This window comes from Sphingomonas sp. SUN039, from assembly GCF_024758725.1.
In the GTDB taxonomy this organism is placed as follows: Bacteria; Pseudomonadota; Alphaproteobacteria; order Sphingomonadales; family Sphingomonadaceae; genus Sphingomonas_O.
The window spans coordinates 3,085,686-3,103,928 of record NZ_CP096972.1 but is presented as its reverse complement, the minus strand read 5'-3'; the positions used below and the strand labels follow the sequence as shown (position 1 = coordinate 3,103,928).

At 65.6% G+C, this 18,243-nt stretch carries 20 protein-coding genes; 9 read left to right on the top strand and 11 right to left on the bottom strand.

Features of this window, described 5'->3' with window-relative positions; translation table 11 throughout:
- Positions 1-158: 158 nt before the first annotated feature.
- Both M0209_RS15270 and M0209_RS15265 read right to left on the bottom strand, forming a co-directional pair.
- Positions 159-1,715 (bottom strand): lysine--tRNA ligase, encoded by a 1,557-nt coding sequence (locus M0209_RS15270; RefSeq protein ID WP_258889667.1) that lies wholly within the window; start codon positions 1,713-1,715, stop codon positions 159-161.
- Positions 1,716-1,765: 50 nt separating this feature from the next.
- Entirely contained in the window at positions 1,766-2,326 is a 561-nt protein-coding gene (locus M0209_RS15265; RefSeq protein WP_258889135.1) for a TM2 domain-containing protein, read from the bottom strand.
- Positions 2,327-2,442: 116 nt separating this feature from the next.
- Between M0209_RS15265 and M0209_RS15260 the strand changes: the two genes are divergently transcribed.
- From M0209_RS15260 to M0209_RS15250, 3 genes are read left to right on the top strand one after another with little or no spacing between them, the layout of a single operon-like run.
- Positions 2,443-5,142, top strand: a complete 2,700-nt coding sequence (locus M0209_RS15260) for an ATP-dependent DNA helicase (RefSeq protein WP_258889134.1) — start codon at positions 2,443-2,445, stop codon at positions 5,140-5,142.
- Positions 5,139-5,678, top strand: a complete 540-nt coding sequence (locus M0209_RS15255; protein WP_258889133.1) for a histidine phosphatase family protein — start codon at positions 5,139-5,141, stop codon at positions 5,676-5,678. Before M0209_RS15260 ends, M0209_RS15255 begins: the two co-directional genes overlap by 4 nt.
- Positions 5,678-6,184: an N-acetyltransferase gene (locus M0209_RS15250; RefSeq protein WP_258889132.1), complete on the top strand. Its 507-nt coding sequence runs from the start codon at positions 5,678-5,680 to the stop codon at positions 6,182-6,184. Before M0209_RS15255 ends, M0209_RS15250 begins: the two co-directional genes overlap by 1 nt.
- Here M0209_RS15250 and M0209_RS15245 read toward each other — a convergent pair.
- The 5 genes from M0209_RS15245 to rpmF all read right to left on the bottom strand — a co-directional run bounded on the left by M0209_RS15245 (position 6,181) and on the right by rpmF (position 9,142).
- The gene (locus M0209_RS15245; protein WP_258889131.1) at positions 6,181-6,540 is read right to left on the bottom strand and encodes a MerR family transcriptional regulator; all 360 of its coding nucleotides are present in this window, start codon (positions 6,538-6,540) and stop codon (positions 6,181-6,183) included. The genes M0209_RS15250 and M0209_RS15245 overlap by 4 nt on opposite strands.
- Before the next feature lie 6 nt (positions 6,541-6,546).
- A complete protein-coding gene (locus tag M0209_RS15240) occupies positions 6,547-6,846 on the bottom strand; it encodes an integration host factor subunit alpha (RefSeq protein WP_408988240.1) in 300 nt (99 codons plus the stop codon).
- Between the two features lie 67 nt (positions 6,847-6,913).
- Positions 6,914-7,870: a beta-ketoacyl-ACP synthase III gene (locus M0209_RS15235; RefSeq protein WP_258889129.1), complete on the bottom strand. Its 957-nt coding sequence runs from the start codon at positions 7,868-7,870 to the stop codon at positions 6,914-6,916.
- Positions 7,867-8,940, bottom strand: coding sequence for a phosphate acyltransferase PlsX (gene plsX / locus M0209_RS15230; RefSeq protein ID WP_258889128.1), 1,074 nt, complete (start codon positions 8,938-8,940; stop codon positions 7,867-7,869). Before plsX ends, M0209_RS15235 begins: the two co-directional genes overlap by 4 nt.
- Before the next feature lie 22 nt (positions 8,941-8,962).
- Positions 8,963-9,142, bottom strand: a complete 180-nt coding sequence (gene rpmF / locus M0209_RS15225; RefSeq protein ID WP_258889127.1) for a 50S ribosomal protein L32 — start codon at positions 9,140-9,142, stop codon at positions 8,963-8,965.
- Positions 9,143-9,316: 174 nt separating this feature from the next.
- Here rpmF and M0209_RS15220 point away from each other — a divergent pair, with 174 nt between their 5' ends.
- Entirely contained in the window at positions 9,317-9,742 is a 426-nt protein-coding gene (locus M0209_RS15220) for an MAPEG family protein (RefSeq protein ID WP_258889126.1), read from the top strand.
- Positions 9,743-9,761: 19 nt separating this feature from the next.
- On the opposite strand, the gene pepN is transcribed toward M0209_RS15220, so the two are convergent.
- On the bottom strand, positions 9,762-12,359 hold the full coding sequence (pepN, locus tag M0209_RS15215) for an aminopeptidase N (RefSeq protein ID WP_258889125.1): 2,598 nt from the start codon (positions 12,357-12,359) through the stop codon (positions 9,762-9,764).
- A gap of 99 nt (positions 12,360-12,458) precedes the next feature.
- Between pepN and M0209_RS15210 the strand changes: the two genes are divergently transcribed.
- From M0209_RS15210 to M0209_RS15190, 5 genes are read left to right on the top strand one after another with little or no spacing between them, the layout of a single operon-like run.
- Complete coding sequence (locus M0209_RS15210) at positions 12,459-14,090, top strand: M28 family metallopeptidase (RefSeq protein WP_258889124.1); 1,632 nt, start codon at positions 12,459-12,461, stop codon at positions 14,088-14,090.
- Between the two features lie 57 nt (positions 14,091-14,147).
- The gene (locus M0209_RS15205; protein ID WP_258889123.1) at positions 14,148-15,383 is read left to right on the top strand and encodes a M48 family metallopeptidase; all 1,236 of its coding nucleotides are present in this window, start codon (positions 14,148-14,150) and stop codon (positions 15,381-15,383) included.
- A gap of 56 nt (positions 15,384-15,439) precedes the next feature.
- The gene (locus tag M0209_RS15200) at positions 15,440-15,667 is read left to right on the top strand and encodes a DUF433 domain-containing protein (protein ID WP_258889122.1); all 228 of its coding nucleotides are present in this window, start codon (positions 15,440-15,442) and stop codon (positions 15,665-15,667) included.
- The gene (locus M0209_RS15195) at positions 15,664-16,035 is read left to right on the top strand and encodes a DUF5615 family PIN-like protein (RefSeq protein WP_258889121.1); all 372 of its coding nucleotides are present in this window, start codon (positions 15,664-15,666) and stop codon (positions 16,033-16,035) included. The genes M0209_RS15200 and M0209_RS15195 overlap by 4 nt, the downstream gene beginning before the upstream one ends.
- Before the next feature lie 4 nt (positions 16,036-16,039).
- Positions 16,040-16,852 carry an NAD(P)-dependent oxidoreductase gene (locus M0209_RS15190; protein WP_258889120.1) on the top strand — a complete coding sequence of 271 codons (813 nt, stop codon included), beginning with the start codon at positions 16,040-16,042 and terminating at the stop codon, positions 16,850-16,852.
- On the opposite strand, the gene M0209_RS15185 is transcribed toward M0209_RS15190, so the two are convergent.
- From M0209_RS15185 to M0209_RS15180, 3 genes are read right to left on the bottom strand one after another with little or no spacing between them, the layout of a single operon-like run.
- Positions 16,753-17,703, bottom strand: coding sequence for an EamA family transporter (locus M0209_RS15185; RefSeq protein ID WP_309547072.1), 951 nt, complete (start codon positions 17,701-17,703; stop codon positions 16,753-16,755). The genes M0209_RS15190 and M0209_RS15185 overlap by 100 nt on opposite strands.
- Complete coding sequence (locus M0209_RS17420; RefSeq protein ID WP_408988210.1) at positions 17,676-17,987, bottom strand: type II toxin-antitoxin system RelE/ParE family toxin; 312 nt, start codon at positions 17,985-17,987, stop codon at positions 17,676-17,678. Before M0209_RS17420 ends, M0209_RS15185 begins: the two co-directional genes overlap by 28 nt.
- Before the next feature lie 9 nt (positions 17,988-17,996).
- Positions 17,997-18,218 (bottom strand): addiction module protein, encoded by a 222-nt coding sequence (locus tag M0209_RS15180; protein ID WP_258889119.1) that lies wholly within the window; start codon positions 18,216-18,218, stop codon positions 17,997-17,999.
- Positions 18,219-18,243 lie beyond the last annotated feature (25 nt).

The window sequence follows — 18,243 nt, the reverse complement described above, 5'->3', positions numbered from 1 at the left end:
CGACTTGGGCTTTGCCCAAGTCGGCCTGTCCTGAGCACCTGCCTTGGCAGGCAGTCGAAGGGCGGCTTTGCCGCGGCGGCCACTCAAATCGAGAGCGCCTAACCCCTCACCCCGCCGCGCTTCGCGCGTGTCGCCCTCTCCCTTTGGGAGAGAGAGAATTACGCCAACGCCTCGGCAATCAGTGCCCGCGTCGGCTTCACGCCATAAAGCGCAATAAAGCTCCCCATACGCGGCCCCGCGCTCGACCCCAGCAGCGTCTCGTACAGCGCCTTGAACCAGTCGCGCAGCTGATCGAACCCGCCCTCATTGCCGATCGCATAAACGATGTTCTGGATCGCGGTCGCGTCGGCATCGGCAGGCAATTCGGCCAGTTCCCGGTCGAGCCGTTCGAGCGCCGCAACCTCTTGCGCCTGTGGCTTCCGCCGCTTCAGCGTCGGCGCAACATAGTCACGGTTGTAGACCAGCGCATGGCCGATCAGCGCATCGAGTTCGGGCGTGATTTCGCCCTGCACATAATTCGCCAGATACCCCCGCACCTGTTTCGCCGTCGCGCCTGCGCCCAGCACCCCTGCGAGATTCAGCAGCAACCCGAACGTCACCGGCGGCACCGCGTCTGGCACGTTGCCGTTGTGGATATGGTGCACAGGATTGCCGAGCTGCTGCTCGACCGGCTGTCCGGCGTAATTCCCCCGGAACTGGAAATATTCGTCGACCGCGCGCGGGATCACGCCGATGTGCAGCGACTTGGCCTTTTTCGGTTCGCGATAGGCGAAGAACGACAGGCTCTCCTGCGTCCCGTAATCGAGCCATTGTTCGAGCGTCAGGCCATTGCCCTTCGACTTCGAAATCTTCTCGCCTGCCTCGTCGAGGAACATCTCGTAGACGAACCCTTCGGGCGGTCGCCCGCCCAAGATGCGCGCGATCTTGCCCGACTGGATGCCGCTGTCGATCAGGTCCTTGCCGTACATCTCGTAATCGACGCCCAAGGCGACCCAGCGCATCGCCCAGTCGACTTTCCACTGGAGCTTGGCCTTGCCGCCGAGCGCGGATTGGGTGACGGTGTCGCCACCGTCATCGAAGCGGATCAGGCCCGCCTCTGCATCGACGACTTCGACCGGCACTTGCAGCACCATGCCGGACTTCTCGCTGATCGGCAGGACGGGCGAATAGCTGGCGGCGCGTTCCTTGCGGAGCGTAGGCAGCATCACGCCCATGATCGCGTCGTAGTTCCGCAATATGCCGCGCAGCGCATCGTCGAACGCGCCGCTTTCGTACTGCGACGATGACGAAAGGAACTCATAGTCGAAGCCGAAGCGGTCGAGGAAATCGCGCAGCATCGCGTTGTTGTGATGCGCGAAGCTCTCGAACTTGCCGAACGGGTCGGGGATGCGGCTGAGCGGCTTCCCCAGATGTTCGGTCAGCATCGCCTGGTTCGGGACATTGTCGGGCACCTTGCGAAGCCCGTCCATATCGTCCGAAAACTCGATCAGCCGTGTCGGCGCGGCGCTGAGCGTCTGGAACGCATGGCGGACCATCGTGGTGCGGAGCACTTCGTTGAAGGTGCCGATATGCGGCAGGCCGGAGGGGCCGTAGCCGCACTCGAACACCAAGGGCGCGGGCTTGCCGTCCGGATAGCGCTTGAGCAGCTTGCGCGCCTCCTCATAGGGCCAGGCCTTGGAGACGAGCGCGGCAGCGCGGAGTGCAGGATCGATCATGATGCCATGCGCCTTGGCGCGTGGCTCCATGCCACGCAACCCTTGGGTCGTCAGGCGAAGACGTGCGTCAGGTCGTCGCGCTGCTGCGAGGCGCGGTAGCGCCGCATCAGGCCGGGAATCAGGAAGACGTCGAGAAGCACCCAGATCATGCAGATGAGGATCATCATGATCCCCGGCGGCGGCACCGCAAAGCCGCCGATCCAGAGCGTGCTGTGCTTCGACATCAGCCCGCCGATGAGGAGACCGCCCCAGAACAGGCCGAGTTGCGCCACGGCCGACCGGTGCGCGCCCAGATAGAAACGGTGCGCGGCAAGGAAGGCGCCGAACCACCACAGGACATAGGCGACCGCCATGCTGCGGTCGGATTTTGGCTTGGTCGGCGCGAGGCGCGTCGCCGATTCGGCAGCGGACATTGTCGGCCTGTCCGAGTGCCGTCCGTCGTCGGCGCCGCGGCTGCGCTCCGCTGCGATGAAGGCCCTGGCCTCGGGCGATAACCCGGCGTCGGGACCCGATAGCGGCGATGACGGTCGCGGATTGCCCATTGCGCTGCCCATCGTGCGGGGCGTCGGCGCTCCGGCCGCGACGCCCTTTCGCCCGAACCCGCCCGACATGGTGTTCTCCCGCTTTCGCGCTTTGTGCGCTCGGCGTAACGGCTTAACCGCCAAAATTTAACGGGCGGTGTAGCGCGCACGTTTACTTTCTGTTCCCCGCTCCCCATAGCCAAGAGATGACCCCGCTCCGCCATCCGGCGCTTTATGCCAGCCATGGCGGCATCTGGATCGCCGACGAGAGCGGCACGCAGCGGATCGGGCGCGGCGACGCAATTGCGCGTGCGGGGGAGACTCCGGTCATATTGCTCAATGCGCCGCTGGTGGCGCAGCGGCTGGGCTATCCCGAATTGTCGGGACTCGACCTGCTCGAACTGTTTGCCTTCGTGCATCCGGCGCGGTTCATGGTGCCGACGGTGAAGGGGCTGGCCGAGGCTTGCGCGCTGGCGCTGCCGACCGACGAGGCGGGTGCGGCGGGCATGTTGCGCGAGGCCGCCGCCGTGCTGGTCGCGCGGCTGGGCGATGCCGGTTGGGCCGAGCGCGACGGGGCGTGGAATGTCGCGGCAACGCTGCAACGATTGCGCTGGCCATGGGCGGGGATCGTACTGGGCAGTCTCGCCAAGCCCGCCGAAGCCGAACGCGGGTTGTTCGCCAAGCTCCCCGAATGGGAGGAGAAAGCCCCACGTCCCGCGCCGCGCACGGCGACCGTGGCGGGCGACGACGCCCTGGCACGGCTCGACGATCTGACCGGGCACGGCGCCGAGATTCGCGAGGGACAACAGGCCTATGCTGTGGCGGCGAGCGAGGCGTTCGCGCCCAAGATGCGCCGCGATACGCCCAATATGGTGCTGGCCGAGGCGGGGACGGGGATCGGCAAGACATTGGGGTATCTCGCGCCCGCCTCGCTCTGGGCCGAGCGCGCGGGCGGCGCGGTGTGGGTGTCGACCTATACCAAGGCGTTGCAGCGCCAGCTCGATGCCGAAACGGCGCGGCTGTACCCCGACCCCGCCGAGCGCGCAAAGCGGGTGACGGTGCGCAAAGGCCGCGAAAATTATCTTTGCCTGCTCAATCTCGAGGACGCCTTGCAGGGCGGGTTTTCGGGGCGCGCGGCGGTGCTCGCGCAACTGGTCGCGCGCTGGGCCGCGTACAGCCGCGACGGCGATATGGTCGGGGGCGACCTGCCCGGCTGGTTGCCGACCCTGTTCCGGCGGAACGGCAGTACGGCGCTGACCGACCGGCGCGGCGAGTGCATCTATGCCGGTTGCCCGCATTACCGGCGTTGCTTCATCGAGCGCAGCGCGCGCGCCAGTGTCGATGCCGATATCGTCATCGCCAATCACGCATTGGTGATGATCAACGCTGCACGCGGACGTGAGGCCGCCAATCGCCCGACGCGGATCGTGTTCGACGAGGGGCATCATGTCTTCGACGCTGCCGATTCGACGTTCGCAGCGGCGCTGACCGGACAGGAAGCGATCGAGTTGCGCCGCTGGGTGATCGGGCCGGAGGGGACGTCGCGCGGGCGGCGGCGCGGGCTGTCGGCGCGGCTGGCCGATGTCGCGAGCTATGACGAGGCAGGCGCGGCGGCGATTGCGGCGGCAACGGTGGCGGCGCAGGCTTTGCCGTCCGACGGGTGGCTGGCACGCATTGCCGAAGGGTCGCCGTACGGGCCGGTCGAGACGTTGCTGTCGGCGGTGCGCGGCCTCGTCTATGCGCGCTCGACCGCCGAGGACGCGGGATACGGACTGGAGACCGAAGCGGCCGAGCTCGATGGCCCGACCATCGAAGCCGCTGCAGCCGCTGCCGCTGCACTCGACGGTCTGCTGCGTCCGCTCGTCGCGCTCGGGCGGCGGCTGGAGGCCGTGCTCGATGACCCGCCCGACTGGCTCGACAGCGCGGCGCGGGCGCGGATCGAGGGCGCCATCGCCTCGCTCGGCTGGCGGCGCGATACGGTGGCGGCGTGGCTGGCGATGCTGGCGCGCGTGGGCGGCCCGACCGATCCCGATTTCGTCGACTGGCTCGCGGTGAGCCGGATCGAGGGGCGCGACCTCGACATCGGGCTGCACCGCCACTGGCTCGATCCGACGCGGCCCTTTGCCGATGCGGTACTCAAACCCGCGCACGGCGTGCTGATGACCTCGGCGACACTGACCGGCGGCGGCGACCGCTCGCAGGCCGAAGCACTGAGCGGGGCAACCCATCTCGACACGCCCCCCGCGCTGTTCACGGTGAAAAGCCCGTTCGACTACGCGACGCAATCCGAAGTGCTGATCGTTACCGACGTCACGCGCGGCGACATGGGCGCGCTGGCGAACGCCTATGCGCGGCTGATCGCGGCGTCGGGGGGCGGGACATTGGGGCTGTTCACCGCGATCCGGCGGCTGCGGACGGTGCATGCGCGCATCGCCGACCGGCTGGCGCGCGACGGTCTGCCGCTGTACGCGCAGCACGTCGATCCGATCGATACCGGGACTTTAGTCGATATCTTTCGCGACGACCCGCGCGCGAGCCTGATCGGTACCGATGCCCTGCGCGACGGGGTCGATGTGCCGGGCAACTCGCTCCGTACTGTCGTCATGGAGGGTATCCCATGGCCGCGCCCGACCGTGCTCCATGCCGCGCGCCGTGCGGCCAACGGGGGCAGCGCACATGACGACAGGATCGTGCGGGCGCGGCTGGCGCAGGCGTTCGGGCGGCTGATCCGGCGCGCCGACGACCATGGGACGTTCGTGATCCTGTCGGCGGCGGTCCCCTCGCGCCTGCTAACCGCTTTTCCGGACGGTACGCCGGTTTCGCGGGTCACGCTCGACGAAGCGGTGGCGCGGGTCGCATCGCGGCTTCCAACGCCCGCGCAATCGGTGCATCAGGGGGCGCAATGAAGACCCTCACCTTGCTCCGCCACGCCAAATCGGGCTGGGACGATCCCGTCGCCCGCGATTTCGACCGCGCGCTCAACGATCGCGGCAAGCGGGGGGCCGCCGTGGTCGGCGCACACATGAAGGACATCGGCCTCGCGTTCGATGCCGTTGTGTCGTCGCCCGCCGTCCGCTGCGTCGATACGCTCGACGGGGTGTGGGAAGGCTATGGGCGGACGCTCCATCCCAAATGGGACCGGCGCATCTATCTCGCCTCGTGTGTCACCCTGCTCGACGTGGTCCACGACCAGCCCGACGAGATCGACCGGCTGCTAATGTGCGGCCACAACCCGGGGCTCGAAGACCTGATCCTGATGCTGGTTCCCGACAACTCGGAAGAGGCATTGCGCGACGATGTCGAGGAGAAATTCCCGACCGCGAGCATTGCCGAAATAACCTTCGACGTCGACCGCTGGGCCGATGTCGCGAGCGGCAAGGGGCATTTGACCCGCTTCGTGCGGCCCCGCGATCTCGATGCAGCGCTGGGGCCGGACGACTGATGCAGCTGCGCCGTGCGGGCGTTGCCGATGCTGCGAAACTGAGTCTCATCGGCTGCGCGACCTTTATCGAGAGCTTTGCCAACGATCACGACGGCGACGAGGTCGTGCGTTATTTGGCGTCCGACCAGTCGCCCGACTGGTATGCGACGCAGCTCGCCGATCCTGCCAAGGCAGCATGGCTCGTCGAGGAAGCGGTCGGCTGTCCGGTCGGCTATGCGATGGCGATTCCCGCCGCGTTACCCGGCACCGATGCGGCGACCGATTTCGAGCTGAAGCGCATTTATATACTGTCGAAATGGCATGGCGGCGGCTGGGGTGCGAAACTGTTTGCCGCCGCCGAGGACGAAGCGCGAGCGCGCGGGGCAAAGCGGCTGGTGCTGAGCGTCTATGTCGAGAATTTCCCGGCGCAGAAATTCTACGCGGCGCGCGGGTTCGAAACCATCGGGCGCTGGGTGTTCGAGGGGTTCGATTCGAGCGAAGATTTCATCCTCGCCAAGACGCTCTAACCGTCGAGTGCGGCGGCGAGCGCACGGCGGATACGGGTCAGTTCGGCAAGCAATGATCCGGTCCCGACCGATGCTGCAGCCGACACGGGAAGCGGGTCTGTCGCCACATCCTTGCCCGACAACAGCTTTTGCACACCCTTGATCGTATAGCCGTCGCGACCGAGCGCGGTCGAGATGCGGCGGACGAGCGCGACATCCTCGGGTCGATAGTAACGCCGGTTGCCCGCGCGCGTCAGCGGACGCAGCTGCGGAAACCGCGTCTCCCAATAGCGCAGGATATGCTGCGGCACGCCCAGCTCGGTGGACAATTCGCCGATGGTGCGAAAGGCGCTGTCGCTTTTCCCGGAATCGGCCAATCCGAGCTACCCTGCTTCGACGATGCGGTCGCGCATGATCTGGCTGGCGCGGAAGGTCAGGACGCGGCGCGGCGCAATCGGCACTTCGATGCCGGTCTTGGGATTGCGGCCGATACGCTGCGCCTTGTCACGCAGGATGAAGGTACCGAATCCCGAAATCTTGACGTTGTCGCCCTTCGACAGCGACTCGCACACGTGGCGCAATATGCCCTCGACGAGTCCCGACGAATCGGCGCGCGAAAGCCCGATCTTGCGATGGATCGATTCCGCGATATCCGCGCGGGTCAGATTGCCGGTCTTCGCCATATTTCCCCCGAGTTTCTGGCCAATTACCCGCATCTTAACCAGCGGGGCGCGCGCGTCAAATCGCAGCCTACCAGCACAGGACCGCCGCCCCCCAGGTAAAGCCGCCGCCCATCGCCTCAAGGACGACGATGTCGCCCGCCTTTATGCGCCCGTCGCGCACCGCCGTGTCGAGCGCGAGCGGCACCGACGCAGCGGAGGTGTTGGCATGATCGGCCACTGTCACGACGACCTTCTCGGGTGGCAGGCCGAGCTTCCGTGCCGTCGCGTCGAGGATGCGGGCGTTCGCCTGGTGCGGCACGACCCAGTCGACGTCGGCGGACGTCAGGTCGGCCATCGCGAGCGCCTCGCCCATCACGCTTGCCAGATTGGTGACGGCGTGACGGAACACCTCGCGCCCCTTCATCCGGACCTTGCCGACGGTGCCCGTGGTCGAGGGGCCGCCATCGACATAAAGCAGCTGGTTGTGCCGCCCGTCGGCATGGAGTTTCGCCGATAATACGCCGCGTCCATCCTCGCAGGCCCCGAGCACGATCGCCCCCGCGCCATCGCCGAACAGCACGCACGTCGCGCGGTCTTCCCAATCGAGAATGCGACTGAAGGTTTCCGCGCCGATCACCAGCGCGTTGGTCGCCGACCCGGCGCGAATCATGCTTTCGGCGACCGACACGGCGTAAAGAAACCCCGAGCATACCGCGGCGACATCGAAGGCGACGCAGTCGTCGATACCGAGTGCGGTCTGCACCAGTGTCGCGCTCGCCGGAAAGGTCTGATCCGGCGTCGCGGTCGCCAGCACGATCAGGTCGATGTCGGTCGCGGCCATCCCGGCGGCGGCAAGCGCGCGTCGCGCCGCATCGGTTGCCAGGGTCGAGGTCGTCTCGCCCTCGCCTGCGATGTGGCGAAAACGGATGCCGCTGCGCTCGACGATCCATTCGTCGCTGGTATCGACGGTCTCGGCGAGCTCGGCGTTCGAGACGCGTCGCACCGGCAGTGCCGATCCGGTTCCGAAGACGGCAGCGCGTCTCACTTGAGCGGAATCGCCGAAGCCGTCGCCGAACCCGTCGAGGTCAGGGCACGATGACCCGCGAAATGGTCGAGATCCTCGGTGATGCGGCGGGTAATATCATTAGCAACCAGCTTGGCGGCGACGCCGATGGCATTGGCGACGCCCTTCACATTCGCACTGCCATGGCTTTTCACGACAATGCCGTTGAGCCCCAGAAACACCGCGCCATTATGGTTGTTCGGGTCGAGCCGGTGGCGGAGCAATTCGGTGGCGGGCTTCGACACCAGAAATCCGAATTTCGAACGGATCGAACTGGTAAAGGCGATCCGCAACAAGTCGGTGACGAAGCGCGCCGTGCCCTCCATCGTTTTCAGCGAGATGTTGCCCGAGAACCCGTCGCAGACGACCACATCGGTTTCGCCGCGCGAAATCTTGTCGCCCTCGATGAACCCGCCGAACCGCATCGGCAGGTCAGTCGCCTCTCGCAACAGTGCCGCTGCCTCGCGGATTTCCTCGGTCCCTTTCAGTTCCTCGGTGCCGATATTGAGCAAATTGACCCGCGGATTGTCGAGGCCGAGCGCACAGCGGGCATAGGCGGCACCCATCACCGCGAATTCGACGAGGTTACGGGTATCGCATTCGGTGTTGGCGCCGAGATCGAGCATGACATGATCGGTTTCGCCGAGCGACGGCAGCAGGGCGGCAAGCGCGGGCCGGTCGATCCCCGGCATCGTGCGGAGCGCGATTTTGGCAATCGCCATCAGCGCACCTGTATTGCCTGCGGAAACGGCGGCAGCGGCTGTGCCGGTCTTTACGGCGTTGACCGCCAGACCCATCGAGGTCGTTTTGGCGCGGCGGATTGCCTGCGAGGGCTTTTCGTCCCCTGCAATGACGTCGGAGGCGTGGACGATCTCGGAAGCGGCAATCGACGGATGCGCGTCGAGTTCGGTACGGATCGCCGATTCGTCGCCGACCAGCGCGAATTCGAGCGCGGGCCATTGCGCCTTGGCCTGAGCGGCACCGGCGATCATCACGCCGGGTCCGACGTCACCGCCCATCGCATCGATGGCGATTCGCCGGACGTCTGACACCTTTGCCGCTGTCCTTTCGCGCTTACGCGTCGACCGAAACGATCTCGCGCCCGTTATAATGGCCGCAGGCGCTGCACAGATTGTGCGGGCGCTTCAGTTCGCCGCAGTTCGGGCATTCCTGATACGACGCCGGCATCAGCGAATCGTGACTGCGGCGCATGTTGCGCTTCGACGGCGTGGTTTTTCTCTTGGGAACGGCCATATCTGTATCCTGAAATCCGAAATCGCAGCTCTTGGCGCAAGCGGCACGACAGCCGATGCGCCTGGGACAAAGCGGCCCGCGAGCGAAGGCGTGCGCCTATACCGATTTGCCGCCGCGTTGCAAGCGCGTGCCGCGCGTGCCAGATGCGCGAGCCAGAAAACGGGGAGCCCAATCATGATCATTCTGCCGATTACGCTGACTGCCGCTGCTGGTGCCGCGCTCATCAATCTGTGGCTGGCCATCCGCTGCGGGCAGGTTCGCACCAAACAAAAGATCAACATGGGCGACGGCGGCAACGAGATGATGATCGCGGCTATGCGCGCGCAGGCAAACCATGTCGAATTCACGCCCTTTGTGCTGATCCTGCTCGCGGTCATCGAGCTCGCCTGGGGCAGCCCGACGTGGCTGTGGATCGTGTCGGGTGCCTATCTGCTGGCGCGCGTCCTGCACGGCCTTGGCATGTCGGGTACGTTCAAACCGGGGCGCGGCATCGGCATTTTGGTGACGATGCTGGTGACGCTGGGGCTGGCCGGCCTCGCCATCGCGATTCCCTATCTGACCCCGCAAGCCGCCCAGACGCACCAGATTCGCCTTGGCTGAGGCATAGGCCGGGAATGGCCTAAACCAGCGATTTCGACGCCTGTTCGTACACGTCCTTTGAAACGCCGGGCTGGGCCACGATCCGTTCGAGCGCGGCGCGTATCATGTTCGCGCGGGCTTCGTCGAAGCGCCGCCAGCGCCCGAGCGGCGGCACCATCTTGGCCGCCGTCTGCGGATTGACCGGGTCGAGCGCCAAGATCTGGTCGGCAAGAAACGCGTAGCCGCGCCCGCCGATGGCGTGGAACGCGCGCTGGTTGACCGAAAACGCGCCGACCAGCGCTCGGAACCGGTTGGGGTTCGAATAGGCGAAATCGGGATGGCGCAGCAGTTCCTCGACGGCGGCGAGCGTATCGGTCCGCGTCGACAGCGCCTGGGTCGAAAACCATTTGTCGATGACCAGCGCATTGCCACGGTAGCGGTTGTAGAAGATGTCGAGCGCCGCGACGCGTTCGGGCGCATCGCCGTTCGCAAGCGTCATCAGCGCCCCCATCCGGTCGGTCATGTTGTCCGCCGCGCCGAACTGGGCAAACGCCAGCTTCGCTCCCTCCACCGGGTCCGCCGCCGCGATCGAACCGAGCGCGACATTGCGGATGCGCCGTGCGCCCTTTGCTTGCGGAGAATATTCGAATGCGCGCGCCCCGTTCGCTTCGTACAGCGCCCGCCAGCGCGGCAAATGCGCCTTTGCCACCGCAATTCGCAGCTTCTCGCGCGCCGCCGATATCGCCTCGGGATCGACGACCAGCATCTGGTCGCCGATGAACGCTTCGCTCGGCAACAGCACCGCTTCGCCGATGAACGCCGGGTCGAGGTCCGGATCACCGAGCGTCGCGCCCACTGCATCGATCACTGCCGTCGGGTCGGCCGGATTGCCCGAGATATCGGCCACCAGCGTATCGAGCATCAGCTGTTGCATCGCTTCGTACCGCGCGAACGGATCGTCGTCGTGCGCCGACAGAAACGCGAGATCGGCAGGTGTCCGGTCGGTCTCGACCACGACCGGCGCAGAAAAATCGCGATTGATCGACAGCACCGGTCGCGAGGCCCAGCCGTCGAAGCGCAATTCTTCTTGCGCGGCCTCGAGCACATGCAGGGTCTCGCCGCGATGCTCGCCCGTCGCACGGTCGAACAACGCGAGCCTGAGGGGCAAAGGCATGGGAGCCTTGACCGGCTGGCCGGGTGTCGCGGGAACGGATTGTTCGAGGCTTAAGACAGCCGTCTCCCCGTCCATCCGCACGCTGGTCGTGAGCTTGGGTGTCCCGGCCTGTTCGTACCAGCGGCGGAAGCCGGTCAGATCGATCCCGCCGCCGTCCTCCATCGCGCGGACAAAATCCTCGCAGGTCGCGGCTTGTCCGTCGTGGCGGTCGAAATACAGGTCGGTTCCGCGCCGGAAGCGCTCGGCCCCCAGCATGGTGTGCATCATGCGGATGACTTCGGCACCCTTGTTGTACACGGTCGCAGTGTAGAAATTGCCGATTTCCATATAGGATTCAGGGCGGATCGGGTGGGCCAGCGGCCCTGAATCCTCGGGGAACTGGCTGGCGCGCAGCCCGCGCACGTCCTCGATCCGCTTGACTGCTGCCGAGCCCTGATCGGCCGAAAACGACTGATCGCGGAACACGGTGAAGCCTTCTTTGAGGCTCAGCTGGAACCAGTCGCGGCAGGTAACGCGGTTGCCCGACCAATTGTGGAAATATTCGTGCGCGACGACGCCCGTGACCCCGTCATAGTCGAGGTCGGTCGCGGTGTCGGGGTCGGCGAGGATGTAGCGGCTGTTGAAGATGTTCAGCCCCTTGTTCTCCATCGCCCCGAAGTTGAAATCGTCGACCGCGACGATGTTGAAGATGTCGAGGTCGTATTCGCGTCCGTAGACCGCCTCGTCCCACGCCATCGACGCCTTCAATGCGGCCATGGCATGTGCGGTCTTGGGCACGTCGGCGGCACGCACCCATATGCCGAGAGATACCGTGCGCCCGCTTATGGTCGTGAAGCTGTCGGCGTTGACGCTCAGATCGCCCGCCACCATCGCGAACAGATAACAGGGTTTGGGATGCGGGTCGCGCCATTCGGCCCAATGCTTGCCGTCCTCTGCATCGCCATTCGCGACATTATCGCCATTGGCGAGCAGCACCGGATAGGCCGCCTTGTCGGCGACCATCCGCACGGCATAGCGGCTGAGCACATCGGGTCGGTCGGGGAAGAAGGTGATGCGGCGAAACCCCTCCGCCTCGCACTGGGTGCAAAGCAGCCCGCCCGAGGCATAAAGCCCCATCAGCTGGGTGTTGGCCTCGGGCGCGATCTCGACCTCGGTCTCGACCGTCGCGGCGTTTCCGGCGAGCGGGACGACCAGTCTGCCGCCGTCCATTCGCCAGTCGTTGACCGCCTGCCCATCGACCCTGACCGACAGCGGCACCAGCCCGTCGCCGTCGAGCACCAGCGGACGGTCGTGATTGCCATTGCGCGTGACGGTCAGCGTTGCGGCAACGTGCGTCTTTGCCGCGCCCAAGTCGAAATCGAGCGCGATATCGGGGACCAGCCAGTCGGGCGGGCGATAGTCCTCGCGGCGGACGATATGGGGGGTGTCGGCAGCGACAAGCGACGCGGTCTGTACATCGAGCATCCGCCTACTTTAGCAGCCCCGCCGCCGGTTGCGAGAGGGCATTGCGCGGGCGGGTGCGGCCGGATACCCACGGACACAAAGTTTCACGGGAGAGTATGAATGTTCCGCACCGCCGCTGCCGTTGCGCTCTTCGCCCTGGCCACGCCGCTCGCCGCGCAGGAATGGCAGCCCGAGGTCGGGGCGGTACGTGCGCATGTCGGTTTCCTCGCCAGCGACGAGATGAAGGGACGCGAGGCCGGGGCGCCCGAGTACGACATCGCCGCCCGCTATGTTGCCGCACAGTTCGAGGCGTTGGGGCTGAAGCCCGTCGGGGCACCAAACGCTCAAACGCCCAGCTATATCCAGCCGGTTCCGCTGGTCACCTTCCGTGCCGCAAGCGAAGGCAGTGTCGAGCTGGTGCGCGGTGGCACGACGATGAAATTGCAGTTCGGCGTCGATTACCTGCCGGGCGCCAACCCGTTGTCGCCCGAAACCGTCAAGGACGCGCCGCTGGTTTTCGTGGGGTTCGGCGTGGTTGCGCCGGGGTTCAAGCGGGACGATTATTCGGGGCTCGACGTGAAGGGCAAGATCGTCGTCATGCTGGCGGGAGCGCCCGCGACGCTGCCGACCGAGGAACGTGCGCATTATGGCAATATCGCGGGCAAGCGACTGGTCGCCGCGCAGCACGGCGCGGTGGGCACGATCGTCGTCGACACACCGACGCGCGAGAAGGTCTCGACCTTTGCCCGGCGCGCCCGCAACTGGCGCTATCTGGGGGCGACATGGGCGCATGGCGACGGGATGCCGGAATATCCCGGCGGCAGCGCGCCGGGGCTGGCGACGGTCAGCATGGCAGGCGCCGAAAAGCTGTTCGCGGACATGCCGGGCGGCGCCAAGGCCGTGTTTGCCGCTTCGGAGGGCAAGGGGGCGAACCCCAAACGCGGACCGATGCCGCTAAGCGCACGGGTGACGCTCAAGTCGGACATCGCGCGCGTGGCGAGCAGCAATGTCGCGGGCCTGCTCGAGGGGTCGGACCCGGCGTTCAAGGATCAGGTCGTCGTCCTGTCGGCGCACCTCGACCATGTCGGCATTTGCCCCGAGGTGAAGGGCGACACGATCTGCAACGGCGCGATGGACAATGCGATGGGCATCGCGTCGATGATCGAGGTCGCGCACGGCTTCAAGCATCTGAAGGTCCGCCCCAAACGCTCGATCCTGTTCCTCGCGGTCACCGCCGAGGAAAAGGGGCTGGTCGGTGCCGATTATTTCGCCAACAACCCGACCTTGCCCAAGGGCAATCTGGTTGCCGACGTCAATCTCGACATGCCGATCGTCACCTATGACTTCAAGGACGTGGTAGCGTTCGGCGCGGAGCGGTCGAGCATCGGCCCTGCCGTGGCACGTGCAGGCGCGACAATGGGGATTGCGCTGGTTCCCGATCCCGAACCCGAACAGGGCATCTTCACGCGCTCCGACCATTACCGCTTCGTCCAGCAAGGCATTCCCTCGGTATTCCTCGTCACCGGTCCGGGCGGCGACGGGGCGGTCGCGGGCAAGGCGTTCGAGAAAAACCATTACCACCAGCCCTCGGACGACATGAAGCTGCCGTTCGTCTGGGGCGCGGCGACCAAATTCGTCGCCCTGAACCTCGCCATCGCGCGCGATCTGGCCGACAGCCCCGACCGCCCGCGCTGGAACAAGGGCGATTTCTTCGGGACGCTGTACAAGGGCTATGGCGCCGACGGGAAATAGGGCGATTGCGTCGCCGTCGCCGCTGTGTATTATGCTTATAATACACAGGGGACTGCCATGACGCTTCTGAACCTTGCCGTAGCGGCGGCCGCTTTCGATCCGGAAGCGGCGACACAGGCCTATCTCGCAACCTTGAAGGGGGCAGCGCGGGCGAAGTCCGACGCCTATTTCGAGGGTGGCTATTGGCTGATCCTGTGGGGGGCGCTGGTCGCCATCGCGAGCGAGCTGGTCCAGCTGCATTTCGGCCTCGCACGCCGCTGGCGCGACTGGGCCGAACGGATCGCGCCGCGCTGGCTGGCTCCGGCGCTGTTCACTCTCCCCTATGTGATCGCAGGAACGCTGATCGCGCTGCCCTGGACGATCTACACCGGATATTTTCGCGAGAAGCAGTACGACCTGATGAATCAGTCGTTCGCCAACTGGGCGCTCGAGCAGGGTAAGGGGTTGGGAATTGACATCCTAGCCAGCGCAATCCTCTTCACCATCGTCATGGCCGTCATCCGCAACAGCCCCAAGCGCTGGTGGCTGTGGGGAGCCCTGACCGTGACGGCGTTCAGCGCATTCGGCACGATGGTCGTACCCGTGTTCGTGAAGCCGCTGTTCAACACCTACACCGAAATGAAGGCGGGGCCGGTGCGCGACCGCATCGTCGCCATGGCACGGGCGAACAACGTCCCTGCCGAGCATATCTATGTCTTCGACGCGTCGAAGCAGACGAAGCGGATTTCGGCGAATGTCTCGGGGCTGGGGCCGACGATCCGCATCTCGCTCAACGACAATCTGCTCAACCGCACGACCCCGGCCGAAACGGCGGCGGTGATGGGGCATGAGCTGGGGCACTATGTCCTCGGTCATGTCTGGAAACTCATTCTCGCCTTCACGCTGATCTTTTTTCTGGTTTTCTACATCGCCTATCGCGCGGTCCCCGCGATCATCCGGCGCTACGGGGCGAAATGGGGGGTACGCGACGTCGCAGATCCGGCGGCCATCCCGGTATTCTTCATCGTTACAACGATCATCGGCCTGTGCCTGACCCCGGTAACCAACACGCTGATCCGCATCAACGAGAGCCAAGCCGATGCCTTCGGCCTCAACGCCGCGCGCGAACCCGACGGCTTTGCCAAGACCGCGCTGGCACTCAGCGAGTATCGCAAGATCGAACCCGGTCCCGTCGAGGAATTCCTGTTCTTCGACCACCCTTCGGGCAAGACCCGCATCCGCATGGCGATGGACTGGAAGGCCGCGCACCTCGTAGAGGTTGAGGGTCGAAAGGTCGAGGCTGGGTCCAAATAGCGACAGGCTTGCGTCACGGCGGCACTAGGGCCATTTTGCGGGCAAGGAGACAGTGCATGTCGATCGACCGCATCACGCAGGAACCCGGCAAGATGGGCGGCAAGCCCTGTATCCGGGGCCTACGGGTTACCGTCGGCATGATTGTCGGCCAGATCGCCGCAGGCACGACGACCGAAAAGCTGATCGCCGATTATCCCTATCTCGAGCACGAGGATGTGGTGCAGGCACTGCGCTACGCCGCATGGCGCTCGGAAGAACGTGAGGTACGGCTCGCGGCGGCGTGAGGATCGTCATCGACATGAATCTGTCGCCGCGATGGGCGGCAGTCCTTGAAGATTCGGGCATCGCCGCAGATCATTGGACAGGGCTTGGCGCGCCTACCGCGAGCGACGGCGAGATCATGACCTATGCGGCGGCGCATGGGGCAATCGTGCTGACCAACGATCTCGATTTCGGTGCCATCCTTGCCGCAAGCGGGGAGTCCACACCCAGCGTCGTGCAAATCCGAGCCGACGATGTCAGCCCAGAAGCAATCGGCGTTCATCTGGTGCGTGCGTTGCGACAGATGGCCGATGAATTGGCGGCAGGCGCGCTGGTCACGGTCGAGCCTGCGCGTGCGAGAATTAGCCTGCTCCCACTTTCTACAGGTTGAGCCCTTGGCACACGCGTTCATCTTCGGACTTGGCTACACCGGCAAGCGGGTGGCGGACCGGCTGCGCGCGCTGGGCTGGGACGTCGCAGGGACGGGCGGCGATAGTCCTTTGCGCTTCGACGATACGCCTGCGGTGACCGGCGCACTCGCCAGGGCAACGCATATCGTCTGCACCATTCCGCCGGAATCGGGTCTGCTCGACCATTATGGCGCGCTGCTCCACGACAAATGGCTCGGTTACCTGTCCTCGACGGGTGTGTACGGCGATGCGGGCGGGGGATGGGTGGACGAGAGTACCCCGCTGAACGGGCGGCGCGGCGGGCGGATCGACGAGGATGCGGCATGGCTGGCCCGGGGCGCGCGCGTGTTTCGTCTGCCCGGTATCTACGGCCCCGGCCGCTCGGCACTCGAACGGGTCGCGAGCGGGACCGGCCACCGGATCGAGCTGCCGGGTCAGGTATTCAGCCGCGTCCATGTCGACGACATCGTCGCGGGCGTCATCGCGGGGTTCGAGGCACCGCAGGGGGCGTACAACCTGTCCGACGACCGGCCGTGCGACCAGAATGCGGTGATGGAGGAAGCAGCGCGCTTGCTCGGCGTCGATCCCCCGCCGTTCGTCGCGCTCGAAACCTTGTCGCCGCAGGCCCGTGCCTTTTACGCCGAGAACCGCCGCGTCGCGAACGGCAAGGCGAAGCGGGTGCTCGGCTGGACCCCCGCTTACCCCGATTTCGTGGCGGGCTTGCGCGCGCTAAGCGCGATCAGCAATCCTGCCATCGCGACAACCCCGCCTGCGGCTGCCAGCGTCGTCCAGCGATAATCCTCGAACAAGGTCGAAATGAGCATGGCAAGGATCGGTGTCAGCACCCCCGAATAAGCCGCCCGCGCCGGGCCGATCGCGCGGATCACCCCGAAATAGCAGGTAAACGCCACCGCGCTCGCCGCGACCCCCAGATAGACGACCCCGAGCCAATAGGAGAGACGCGGCTCGAACACCGGAGCGCCCACCGTCGGCAGCGCGAGGGCCACATTCATCAGCCCGCCCCATAGCATCCCCCAGGCCAGCACCGACGCCATCGGCAGCGCACGGGCGCGTTCGGTGCCCTGCATGATATTGGCGACCGAGGCCGAGAAAAGCCCGAGCAAGGTCAGCGTCACACCGATCAACGTCGCCTGGGCGCTTGCCCCGTCACGGCGAAGCTCCTGCACGATCAGCAGTGCCACGCCGACCAGCGCGACCGCCGACCCGGTCAGGAAACGCCCGGACAGTGGCGACTTGAGGAATATCCGCCCAAGGATCGCATTGGGCACGATCAGCAGCGCGAAAACCACCGCGACCAGCCCCGAGGCGATATGATCCTCTGCGCGGTAGATGAAATTGAAATTGAGCACGAACTGCGCGAGGCCGAACAGTGCTGCGAACACCTGTCCCTCGCGCCCGATGCGGAGCGGGGCGCGCGTCATCAGCGCCCAGGCAAACATCGCCGCGCTGCCGGTCAGAAAGCGATAGGCGACGCTCCATGTCGGCGGCACCACGCCGAGCTGGTCGCGGATGACGAACCACGTCGATCCCCAGATCACCGTGGCAATGGTGAAGGGGATGAGGACGCGAGGAGATAGGATCGATGAGGGGGCGGTGCTGTTCAACGTGGTCGCAACCTTGATCGCCACACGCGCGGATGACGCCGCGCATGGAAAACTGAAACCACCAGAATTGCGGCTCCGAACACCTCGAAGATGACGAAATACGGGAACCTGCGGAGAGCCGCTTTTCGAACGTCGCGCCGCTTTCGAATGCGCGGAAAGTGCGCCGGATGTTCGGCGGCACGTTGAACGACATTCTGGAGATCGTCCCGAAACGCATCGCCAAGACCGGGGCGCTCTCCGTCGTACCACAGCACAATCGTGGCGGCATCGCGCCGCGCCGCCCGCGCGAAAAGAGCGTCGCGAGCCACGCAATCAGCTCACTTCTGCGTAAGCGCCGTCAGTTCGTCCTTCACCACCTGCCACGGCACGGCATGGGCGCGCTCCTGGTCCACCGTCGCCAACCGGCGATCCAGTTCGGCATCCTGTTCAGGGGTCAGCGAAAAATCGCTACCGTCGAGGGTTTCCCAGATTTCACCGATGAGATCGAGCCGCTCGTCGGGCGACAGACGCGCGATTTCGCTGCTGATGAGGCCGTTCATGCCGATACCCTAGAACATTGCGCTC

Excerpts from the sequence above, each read along its gene's own strand:
- M0209_RS15255 (WP_258889133.1), top strand. The coding sequence starts at position 5,139 with ATGAAGACCCTCACCTTGCTCCGCCACGCCAAATCGGGCTGGGACGAT.
- pepN (WP_258889125.1), bottom strand. The coding sequence starts at position 12,359 with ATGCTCGATGTACAGACCGCGTCGCTTGTCGCTGCCGACACCCCCCAT.
- rpmF (WP_258889127.1), bottom strand. The coding sequence starts at position 9,142 with ATGGCCGTTCCCAAGAGAAAAACCACGCCGTCGAAGCGCAACATGCGC.
- M0209_RS15200 (WP_258889122.1), top strand. The coding sequence starts at position 15,440 with ATGTCGATCGACCGCATCACGCAGGAACCCGGCAAGATGGGCGGCAAG.
- M0209_RS15205 (WP_258889123.1), top strand. The coding sequence starts at position 14,148 with ATGACGCTTCTGAACCTTGCCGTAGCGGCGGCCGCTTTCGATCCGGAA.
- M0209_RS15270 (WP_258889667.1), bottom strand. The coding sequence starts at position 1,715 with ATGATCGATCCTGCACTCCGCGCTGCCGCGCTCGTCTCCAAGGCCTGG.
- M0209_RS15250 (WP_258889132.1), top strand. The coding sequence starts at position 5,678 with ATGCAGCTGCGCCGTGCGGGCGTTGCCGATGCTGCGAAACTGAGTCTC.
- M0209_RS15210 (WP_258889124.1), top strand. The coding sequence starts at position 12,459 with ATGTTCCGCACCGCCGCTGCCGTTGCGCTCTTCGCCCTGGCCACGCCG.
- M0209_RS15240 (WP_408988240.1), bottom strand. The coding sequence starts at position 6,846 with ATGGCGAAGACCGGCAATCTGACCCGCGCGGATATCGCGGAATCGATC.
- M0209_RS15220 (WP_258889126.1), top strand. The coding sequence starts at position 9,317 with ATGATCATTCTGCCGATTACGCTGACTGCCGCTGCTGGTGCCGCGCTC.
- M0209_RS15265 (WP_258889135.1), bottom strand. The coding sequence starts at position 2,326 with ATGTCGGGCGGGTTCGGGCGAAAGGGCGTCGCGGCCGGAGCGCCGACG.
- M0209_RS15260 (WP_258889134.1), top strand. The coding sequence starts at position 2,443 with ATGACCCCGCTCCGCCATCCGGCGCTTTATGCCAGCCATGGCGGCATC.
- M0209_RS15180 (WP_258889119.1), bottom strand. The coding sequence starts at position 18,218 with ATGAACGGCCTCATCAGCAGCGAAATCGCGCGTCTGTCGCCCGACGAG.